We start from the raw sequence: 7,049 nt of genomic DNA on the forward strand, positions 1-7,049 counted from the left end.
CTGTCCGCGCGCAACCCCGAGGACATGGAGTTGCAGCCGCCGGAGGTGAAGAAATGGCTCGATAACCTGCCGCTGCTAAACATCGCCGACACCAGTCGCAAGCTGCTCTCGACCCTGTCGATTCACAACCGGGTCGAATTCGACGATACGCTGCGTCTGCAGTTGCTGGAGCTGTTCCGCTATCCCGTCAACCAGATTTCGCTCGAACTCGCCAAACAGTACATCGGGCAACCGCTGCCGCTCGCCGAAAAGCACAAGACCATTGCCGAACAGAACCGCCAGCTCCAGATGGAAATGGCCAACGGCTACAAACGCCTGGTGCTGAATCGCGGCGACAAGCCCAGCGACCGCAAGGAACTGGCGATGACGGCGCTCACGATCCAGCGCGCCATCCGCTGCCTCACGGACGTACTGGCAGTTTCCTACCAGACCTACTCGCCTGATCCGCTGGACATCTGGAAGGAAATCCACACCCTGTACACACACGCGGAACGGTTCAATCTCGCCGACATCGAGGTGGACGATCCGCTGAACAAGACCCTGCCCCGCAGCAAGATCAGCCATGTGTACAAGCAGGCGCTGTTACTGGATTTCAGCGACCCGTTTCACCTCCCGCCGCGCATGATCGACCGGGTTCAACATTATCTGGACCGCTGGGCCTCGCTCGCGCACCTGACCGGCGTCGCGCCGACATACAATCCCACCTGCCAGTTCCTGATCGATCAGAAAAAAGACCGTGCCGGTATCGTGTATTCGGCGGATACCTTGCTGGACGGGCGCTCGCCTCCCTACCGCCTGCTCAATACCGTGGAGCTGGCGCGCCTGGCGCATACGCAACTGACGCTGCTCAAGAATGGACAGCTGCCTCCGCCGGAAGGATTGCAGGAAAATTTTTTCCAGGAAAGCGGCCAGGATCTGCTCAAACGCGTCATCAGCGCCTGGGGCGTCAACCCGCAGCGCAGCTTCCGCCGCAGTCAGCCTAGCGGCCATCAGGTGGACATCGCTGTCGGACTGGATGCCATCAACTACTGGATCAACGGCGGGAGGAAATTCGTTGTCAGCTCGAATTTTGTCGGCCCCATGCCGCAACGCCATCAGCTCGGGATCGAGGATAAGAAACCCGCCGCGGCGCGAATGTCGGAACGGGAATATTCGACCTGGGACGTCGAGGACGAAAGCGCCGGCGGACTGGCTCTGTCCAAGACCGGCCAGATCAACGTCCCGGTCCATGTCGGCGACCTCGTAATTACCCGCCCGCCCGGCATCGGCAGCGCCTGGGGCGTGGGCGTGATCCGCTGGGTGAAATGCACCGCTCCATCGAACGTTGATATCGGCATCCAGCATCTGGCCCCGAGCGCCGAGCCGGTGGTCGTCAAGACCGTGTCGGAGAATAAAATGGAAAGCGATTTCCTGCCGGCGCTGCTGCTGCCGGAAATAAAACCGCTCAAGCAGCCGCAGACCCTGATCGCCCAACGCGGCCTGGCCAGGCCGGGCATGGAGATATTCATGGACAACGGTTATCGACTGTGCCGGATCGCCCCCACCCGGCTCATTGAAGCCAGCCACTCATTCGAACAATTCTGCTTCGACATCCTGAACGCCTGAACAGGGGTTACAGCGGGCGCTTGCGGCGCCACTGACGCACCGCCTGCGGGCGCCGCCATTCGGGCAAGGTCGCCGTCAGCACCGCGCCCGCCAGGATGATGGTCCACGACAAATAGATCCAGATCAGGAACACCGGCAGCGCAGCGACGGCCCCGTAGATCACCTTGTAGTTGGCAAAATGCGTCACGAAAAACACAAAACCTCGCTTGGTGATCTCGAACATCATCGTGGCAAACAGGCTTCCGATCAGGCCATGATACCGCCGCACGCGATAATTCGGCACCACGACATACAGCGCCCAGAACGCCAGCCATTCGAAGATAACCGGCGCCGCCGCCAGTAAAAAAACCTTCAGTTCGCCAAAGGTCGCGTCGCGCGAGAACAGCGGCAGAGAAACCAGATAAGAGGTGGATGACAGGGTGATGCCGATCAGCATCGGTCCCAACACCAGCAACGCGCCATAACTCAGGAAACGGTGCAAACGTTTTCGGGTATGCGGCACGTGCCAGATGTCATTGAACACCCGTTCAATCGTGGCCATGAGCATGAGCGAGGAAAGGAAGAGAAGCAACAGGCCCCAGATCGTGAGCTTGCCCGCATTGGCGGCGAACTTCTGCAAATAACGACTGACCGCCTCGCCCGCAGCCGGAACGAAATTGCCGTAGATGAATTCCTGCCCCATCGTCATCCACGCCTCGAATATCTTGAAATGGGAAAAGATCGCGAACATGACTGCCGTGAGCGGCACCAGCGCCAGCAGTGTCGTGAATGACAGCGCCCCGGCCACGCGCGTACAACGGTCTTCGCGGAACCGTTGCACGACCCAGCGCAGTAACCGCAAGGATGCCTGGAAAAAGTTCATGTTCCTATGTTAGTCGAATTATGGCCGCTGGCACTTGCCGCCGACGCCGCCCTGCGGTCAAAATCAGGATATTAAGGAAATTAAGATTAATTATGATTTCTTACCGCAAAGACGCGAAGAACGCAAAGAAAAGCATATTTTTGGTTTTTTATCGAGAAAATACTTTGCGCTCTTTGCGCCTTTGCGGTGAAAATTATTATTCCAGGGCCCCTCAACGCCCGACGAGAATCCGGAAGCTACATGTTCGTCACGATCTATCATAATCCCCGTTGCACCAAGTCGCGACAGACGCTGGCGTTGCTGGAGCAGCGCGGCATAAAACCGAAGGTCATCGAATATCTCGTCACGCCGCCCACCGAGGCGGAACTCAAGCGCCTGCTGAAACTGCTGGGCCTATCGCCACGCGAACTGCTGCGCCGCAAGGAAGAGGAATACACACGCGCCGGGCTCGACCGGCCCGATGTCACCGACGCGCAGATCGTACGCGCGATGGTCAAGTATCCGCGCCTGATCGAACGGCCCATTGTGGTGTCCGGCAACAAAGCCGCGCTCGGGCGGCCGCCGGAGAATGTGCTAAAGATTATTTAAGAATATTTGAGCCTGGCCCCTATGATTGTGTCCTTAAACACATGGAGGTAATACGCGGTTGAAAAAATGGATTTTGCTAATTATCGGTGTGGTTATCATCTCGCTTGTGATGGGCGTTATCGCTACGCGCAGTGAAGCATTCCGGTATGCTACCGAGTGGGCAAAGCGGTCACTTGAAGTCCGTCAGATGCTGGGTGAAATTACTGATGTTGGCTTTCTTCCAAAACATTATTCTGTGGGCTCCACTAGCAGTTATGAATATGCTCGATTTGCATTTTCTGTAACGGGTACTAAGGGGAAGGCGACAGTGGATATACAACTGCAAAAAGATTCTGGAAACTGGCGTGTGTTGAGCGCAAAATTAAATGAGACAGAACTTTCAAAACTAGAATGATCGTCTCAAAAATTAAAGTGGCCAGGCTCAATTGATTTGCAACGAAAGGGTCGGAATAAACCTCCCCCTTTTTTCTATACCGCAACGAATATCACAGTATCTCGACGAGCCACTTGGTAACCGTGGCGGTGGCGTGGGCGCACTGGGTGCCGCGCGCCGTGTCGAATGCCTTGTATTCTTCGGCATTCCACATGTCGTAGGTCCGGCCGGTGAATTTCTTCTGAAGTTCTTCGCAGGTGACACCGCCGAACTCGTCGCGAAACCGTTCCACCAGTTCTTTGCTTTTCTTGAAGTTGTTGATACCGCGACCGGCGTCGAGCTTGTGGCGATCACGCCCGAATTTCGCGCTCAGCGCCATGAGCCCGCCGGACAAGGCGCCGCAAGCCCCCTGCCCCATCAGCCCACCGCCACCGGAAAGTCCGTGACTGGCCTTGATGGTTTTATCGTCGATAATGCCGACCGTCTCCTGGACCACGGCGAGAACGCATTGCGGGCAGCAACCATAGTCCAGCTCGCAGCGCAGCGCTTTTTGATAGGCCTGCTCGGCGAGCGCGTGCTTTTCCTCGTTAGTCATAAGCTCCTCTATATATAAGAGTTCTCTTATATACAAACTATACGCCTTGGCTGGAAAATGCCAAGACGTGGAGCGAATCAACGTCTGGGTGTCGGTAACCCGCTGATTTCATCAGGCTATCCAGCGTGACTCAACAGCCTGACGTTACCCCAACCGGAACTTCCCTCTACCGGCGCTCCGCGGCGTTCAAGATTTTGTTCCGATCCCGGCGTCTTCGTAGTTCATCGCCTCGAGTTCGCGCAAGAATGGAATCGTGACGCGCCGCTGATGGGTGAGCGAAGCCCGGTCGATGCGATCCAGCAAATCGAACAGCGAGCGCATGTCGCGCGGGTAGCGGCTGAGGATGTACTGCACCACGTCCTCCGGCATGTCGAAGCCGCGATTATGCGCGCGCAGCCGCACCGCCTCGAGTTTCTCCGCGTCACCAAGGGGTTGCAGCGCAAAGACCGTTCCCCACGCGAGCCGGCTGGTCAGGTCCGGCAGCCGTAGACCCAGGCGTGCCGGCGGGACATTGGCCGCACAGACCTGCAGGCCGCCGGCGGTGCGCATGCGTTCGGTCAGGCTGAACAAGGCCGCTTCCCAATCGGCGCGCCCGGCGATGCTTTCCATGTCATCCAGGCATACGAGCGGGACCTTCTCGGCATCTTCCAGCAGCGACGGCGAAAGCTCCGCGGCCTCGGCCAGCGGCACATATACCGGCGTCATGCCCAGCTCCTGTGCCAGACGGCAGGCGGCCTGCAGCAGATGAGACTTGCCGCAGCTTTCCATGCCCCAGAGGAACAACATTTTATCCAGCGCCTTTTCCCGGGTCGCCGTGGCCACGACGGCGTCGCGCAGGCGATCCAGTGCCTCGCGGTTGGGCCCGGGAAGAAAGTTGCTGAACGACGATCCGTCCTTGAGGCGCAGATTTAGCGCCAGTTGCTGGCTCATGGTAACGGACGTCTCGGCGGACGGTGTTTTTTTGTGGAATCGCCAGCGAACATCCGGTGCCCATGCCGCAACCAGACCTTGAGTACCGCGGCCGCCGGCTGCGCCAGCAGATACAGCAGCCAGTCGCTGAGAGCGATCAGGACAAACGGCAAGATCGTGCGGGTGTCAACCATCGTCTTCCTTCAACGGTTCGACTTGCTTGATCACCAGCCAGGTCCAGAGATAATGCCCTCCGCTTACCACCGTTGTCAGCAGCACCGCGTAGATCAGCGCCTCGATCGCCGGCGGGTAAACCCAGTGCAGCGCCTGTTGCGCCAGGATCACGATGACCAGCGCGATCTGCATGAAGGTGTTGAATTTGCTGAGCCAGCTGGGACGCATCTGCACCGGTCCGACCATCGAGGTATAAACCAGATAACCGCCGACGATCAGCAGATCGCGAAATGCCACGGTGAGCATGAGCCAGAACGGCAGATGGTTCAACAGGGTGAGCATCACGTAACCGCTCAAGAGCAGGATTTTATCGGCCAGCGGATCGAGAATGGATCCGAGACGGCTCTCAAAGTGGAAGCGCTTGGCAATAAAACCGTCGAGCCCGTCGGACACCCCGGCAATGACGAACACCGCCAGCGAGGCAGCGTATTCCTGGTCCTTGAGGAGCAGAATCAACACCGGCGCCAAGGCGATGCGGGAAATCGTGATCAGGTTCGGCAGCTGGGAGATGCTCACCATCGGGTTGCTCGCGATTCAGGATGGGCGTCCGGGTCATGCCCGGTACCGCGGCAAGCTATAGTCAGGGCCGGTCCAAGTCAACCCTCGGTTTCGCCGGGAAAAAAGCCATTCGCGATCTGCGCCACGGGCGCCCCGAATGAGCGTTTCGCGCGCTCACAAGATGTTTACGCCAACATCGGCTCGCCCTACCATACGCATCCCTGAAGACTCCCGGAGCCTGACGTGAATAAACCGCGCGTTTCCCTCTCCTACCGCGATGCCGGTGTGGACATCGATGCAGGCGACGCGCTCGTCGACGCCATCCGGCCGATCGCGGGCGCTACCCGGCGCCCAGGGCTGCTGGCCGGGGTCGGCGGTTTTGGCGCGATGTTCGAAATTCCGCCGGGTCAGTACCGCGAGCCGGTACTGGTTTCGAGTACCGACGGCGTCGGCACCAAGCTCAAGCTCGCCATCGAACTCAAGCGCCATGACACCATCGGCATCGACCTCGTGGCCATGTGCGTCAACGACATTATCGTGCAGGGCGCCGAGCCACTGTTCTTCCTCGACTACTACGCCACCGGCAAGCTAGACAACAAAGCCGCGGAACAGGTGATCCGTGGCATCGGCGAAGGTTGCCGCCAGGCCGGTTGCGCGCTGGTGGGCGGCGAGACCGCGGAAATGCCTGGCATGTACGGCGAGGGCGATTACGATCTCGCCGGCTTCACCGTCGGGGTGGTCGAAAAATCAAAAATCATCGACGGTTCTCTGGTCAAGCCGAACGACACGCTGATCGGCATCGCTTCGAGCGGCGCGCATTCGAACGGCTATTCGCTGATCCGCAAGATCGTTAAAGTGCGCAAAGCCAAACTCGATCAGGCGTTTGATGGCCGTTCGCTTGGAGAAGTGTTGCTGACGCCCACGCGCATCTACGTCAAGCCCCTGCTCGCGCTGCTACGCGAACTGCCGGTGCATGCCGCGGCACACATCACCGGCGGCGGACTGCCGGGCAACGTCCCGCGCGTGCTGCCCGAAGGCGTGCGCGCCGTGATCGATGCGCGCGCGTGGAAACGTCCGGCGATTTTCGACTGGTTGCAGGAAATGGGAGGCGTCGAGGAATTCGAAATGTACCGCACTTTCAATTGCGGCATCGGCATGGTGCTGGCGCTTGACGCGGCCGACGCCGAAAAGGCGCTCAAGCTGCTCGCGGCCTCCGGCGAGACCGCGGCCATTATTGGTCACATCGAACCGCATTCGGGAGAAGATCAGGTCGTCATTCTCAAATGAGCGGATCGCCCCGGGATGGCGTGGTGGTGTTGGTCTCGGGCCGCGGCAGCAACCTGCAGGCCATCATCAATGCGATAACCCATGGCGAGCTGGCGGCT

9 protein-coding genes are annotated in these 7,049 nt (G+C 59.0%); 4 read left to right on the plus strand and 5 right to left on the minus strand.

Annotated features, from left to right (window positions below; all coding sequences use genetic code 11):
* Window positions 1-1,605: hypothetical protein (locus WB402_RS13365; protein ID WP_424208667.1), on the plus strand; the 1,605-nt coding region annotated here is incomplete at its 5' end.
* Between the two features lie 7 nt (window positions 1,606-1,612).
* Here the strand turns inward: WB402_RS13365 and WB402_RS13370 are convergent.
* Entirely contained in the window at window positions 1,613-2,467 is an 855-nt protein-coding gene (locus WB402_RS13370) for a YihY family inner membrane protein (protein ID WP_424208669.1), read from the minus strand.
* Window positions 2,468-2,707: 240 nt separating this feature from the next.
* Here WB402_RS13370 and arsC point away from each other — a divergent pair, with 240 nt between their 5' ends.
* Together arsC and WB402_RS13380 are read left to right on the plus strand one after the other, a co-directional pair.
* Window positions 2,708-3,055 carry an arsenate reductase (glutaredoxin) gene (gene arsC, locus WB402_RS13375; protein ID WP_424208671.1) on the plus strand — a complete coding sequence of 116 codons (348 nt, stop codon included), beginning with the start codon at window positions 2,708-2,710 and terminating at the stop codon, window positions 3,053-3,055.
* Between the two features lie 58 nt (window positions 3,056-3,113).
* The gene (locus tag WB402_RS13380) at window positions 3,114-3,449 is read left to right on the plus strand and encodes a cytochrome c oxidase assembly factor Coa1 family protein (RefSeq protein ID WP_424208673.1); all 336 of its coding nucleotides are present in this window, start codon (window positions 3,114-3,116) and stop codon (window positions 3,447-3,449) included.
* A 91-nt stretch (window positions 3,450-3,540) separates the two neighbouring features.
* On the opposite strand, the gene WB402_RS13385 is transcribed toward WB402_RS13380, so the two are convergent.
* From WB402_RS13385 to WB402_RS13400, 4 genes are all read right to left on the minus strand, one after another.
* A complete protein-coding gene (locus WB402_RS13385) occupies window positions 3,541-4,023 on the minus strand; it encodes a C-GCAxxG-C-C family protein (RefSeq protein WP_424208674.1) in 483 nt (160 codons plus the stop codon).
* A gap of 186 nt (window positions 4,024-4,209) precedes the next feature.
* Window positions 4,210-4,953, minus strand: a complete 744-nt coding sequence (hda, locus tag WB402_RS13390) for a DnaA regulatory inactivator Hda (protein ID WP_424208676.1) — start codon at window positions 4,951-4,953, stop codon at window positions 4,210-4,212.
* Window positions 4,950-5,126, minus strand: coding sequence for a hypothetical protein (locus tag WB402_RS13395; protein ID WP_424208678.1), 177 nt, complete (start codon window positions 5,124-5,126; stop codon window positions 4,950-4,952). The genes hda and WB402_RS13395 overlap by 4 nt, the downstream gene beginning before the upstream one ends.
* Window positions 5,119-5,685, minus strand: a complete 567-nt coding sequence (locus WB402_RS13400) for a CDP-alcohol phosphatidyltransferase family protein (protein ID WP_424208680.1) — start codon at window positions 5,683-5,685, stop codon at window positions 5,119-5,121. Before WB402_RS13400 ends, WB402_RS13395 begins: the two co-directional genes overlap by 8 nt.
* A gap of 222 nt (window positions 5,686-5,907) precedes the next feature.
* Between WB402_RS13400 and purM the strand changes: the two genes are divergently transcribed.
* Complete coding sequence (purM, locus tag WB402_RS13405) at window positions 5,908-6,951, plus strand: phosphoribosylformylglycinamidine cyclo-ligase (protein ID WP_424208682.1); 1,044 nt, start codon at window positions 5,908-5,910, stop codon at window positions 6,949-6,951.
* The last annotated feature ends 98 nt before the right edge of the window (window positions 6,952-7,049 follow it).

The sequence above is a fragment of the Sulfuricaulis sp. genome, from assembly GCF_049587675.1.
Taxonomy (GTDB): domain Bacteria; phylum Pseudomonadota; class Gammaproteobacteria; order Acidiferrobacterales; family Sulfurifustaceae; genus Sulfuricaulis.

Excerpts from the sequence above, each read along its gene's own strand:
- WB402_RS13370 (WP_424208669.1), bottom strand. The coding sequence starts at position 2,467 with ATGAACTTTTTCCAGGCATCCTTGCGGTTACTGCGCTGGGTCGTGCAA.
- arsC (WP_424208671.1), top strand. The coding sequence starts at position 2,708 with ATGTTCGTCACGATCTATCATAATCCCCGTTGCACCAAGTCGCGACAG.
- WB402_RS13385 (WP_424208674.1), bottom strand. The coding sequence starts at position 4,023 with ATGACTAACGAGGAAAAGCACGCGCTCGCCGAGCAGGCCTATCAAAAA.
- hda (WP_424208676.1), bottom strand. The coding sequence starts at position 4,953 with ATGAGCCAGCAACTGGCGCTAAATCTGCGCCTCAAGGACGGATCGTCG.
- WB402_RS13395 (WP_424208678.1), bottom strand. The coding sequence starts at position 5,126 with ATGGTTGACACCCGCACGATCTTGCCGTTTGTCCTGATCGCTCTCAGC.
- WB402_RS13400 (WP_424208680.1), bottom strand. The coding sequence starts at position 5,685 with ATGGTGAGCATCTCCCAGCTGCCGAACCTGATCACGATTTCCCGCATC.